The following is a 1,811-nucleotide window of genomic DNA, read 5'->3' on the forward strand; positions in this document are numbered from 1 at the left end:
TGTGCGCCGGACCTGTTGCTCGAACAGCTCGCCCAGGCAGGCTGTCGGGAACGCGCGCGCGGTCGTGTTCCATGCGGCGATAAGTGCGCGCTCGGCGTGGTCGGCAAGCGCAATCTCAAGTATGCGCTGCGTATCGTCGGCCAGCATCTGAGCGACGACGGCCTGCAGATACCGGATGTGGCGGCTCACGCTATCGGCGTCAAAAAGCGCCGTCGCGTAGATGAAGCCTCCGACGATGCCGTCGCCTTCTTCGCCAAGGTCGAGCTTGATGTCATAGCGCGACGAAGCTTGGGAGAGATGCAGCGGACGGATGTCGATGCCGGGCAAGGAGAGCGCACTGCGCGCGGTGTTCTGCCAGGTGAACATCGCCTGGAAAATGGCAGTGCGATCGCTGGATCGCACCGGATTCACGATCTCAACCACCTGCTCGAACGGCAGATCCTGATGATCCTGTGCAGCGAGAACGTCGCGTCGAACACGCCCGACGAGTTCCGCCAGTGACGGGTTGCCGCCGAGTTCGACACGTAGCGCGAGCGTGTTCACGAAGCAACCGATGGTCTGTTCGACATCGCTTCGCCGACGATTGGCAACCGGCGTGCCGATGACGAGATCGGTCTCGTGCGACAGGCGCGCTAGCACGACGGCCCAGGCTGCCATGATGGCGGTGAATAGCGTGACGTCCTGACGCCCACACCACTGCTTGAGCGCCTTTGTCGTAGCCGCGTCGAATGCGATAGGCAGGAAGGCGCCGCTATGGTCCTGATGCGGCGGCCGCGGTCGGTCGATAGGCAAGTTGAGGGAGGCTGGCAGATCAGCCAGGCGATCACGCCAATAAGCCGTCTGGACGTCCATCCGTGCACCGCTCAGTCGCTGCCTCTGCCAGGCCGCGAACGCGGGATATTGTACCGATGGCAAAGTCGCGGGTATCGACCCATCGCTAACAAAGGCACGGTAATGTGCCGCGATATCGTCCGCGAGAAGGGCGAGCGACCAACCGTCCGCAATGAGGTGATGCAAGGTCAGAATCAGGATGTGTTCGTCATCCTCGATGCGAACGAGCGCCGCCCGCAAAAGTGGCCCCCGCTCGAGATCGAACGGACGTTGTGTTTCCTCGTCTGCGAACTCCTGCCATGCCGTCGCGCGATCGTCCCTGCCGCGCATATCGACTTCGTCCAGCGCGATGCCCGGCAACGGCGCGAGCAACCGAACATGCATTCCGTCCGCATCGTGCACGACGACGCTGCGTAACGCATCGTGCCGTGCGAAAACACCATTCAACGCAGCGTGAAGCGCCGCCACGTCGAGTACACCCTTGAGCGATAACGCACCTGGAATATGATAGATGGCCGAGCTTCCCTCACGCTGCGAGGCGAGCCATAAACTCTGCTGCGCAAACGAGAGCGGGATTCGATCGCCGTGCGCCAACGTGGCAATCGAATCTTCCGTCATCGCGCGGGTCTTCATGCCGCGCGCCAGCGCCAGCGCCCTTAGCCGCTCCAGCGTTGCAGCGTCCATATTGTCGAATGGCGAACTTGTGCTCACGGTATCTGTCCTTCGGAGGCGATGAGTTCTTCGAGATCCGCTGCGTCGAATTGCTGGGCAAGCGATGCGAGCAGAACCTCGCGAGCGAAAGCGTCGAGGTCTGGATGGTTGAAAAGAGTCGATAGCTCGATGTCGAGCCCGAAATCGGTGCTGATCCTGGCGAGCATTCGCACTGCCAAGAGCGAATGGCCACCAAGCTCGAAGAAGTGATCGCGGCGACCGACGCGAGTGACCCCGAGCAGTTCCTCCCACACGGCGGCGATCGCGCT

2 protein-coding genes are annotated in these 1,811 nt (G+C 62.0%); both read right to left on the reverse strand.

Annotation, left to right across the window (positions count from 1 at the left end; all coding sequences use genetic code 11):
• On the reverse strand, window positions 1-1,542 hold a 1,542-nt coding region (locus HDE76_RS20465; RefSeq protein ID WP_343205746.1), incomplete at its 3' end, for a condensation domain-containing protein.
• Window positions 1,539-1,811, reverse strand: a 273-nt coding sequence (locus HDE76_RS20470) for a phosphopantetheine-binding protein (RefSeq protein ID WP_184510215.1), incomplete at its 5' end; no start/stop codon positions are given. The genes HDE76_RS20470 and HDE76_RS20465, both read right to left, overlap by 4 nt.

Origin of the sequence: Rhodanobacter sp. ANJX3, from assembly GCF_014200755.1 — a bacterium.
In the GTDB taxonomy this organism is placed as follows: Bacteria; Pseudomonadota; Gammaproteobacteria; order Xanthomonadales; family Rhodanobacteraceae; genus Rhodanobacter.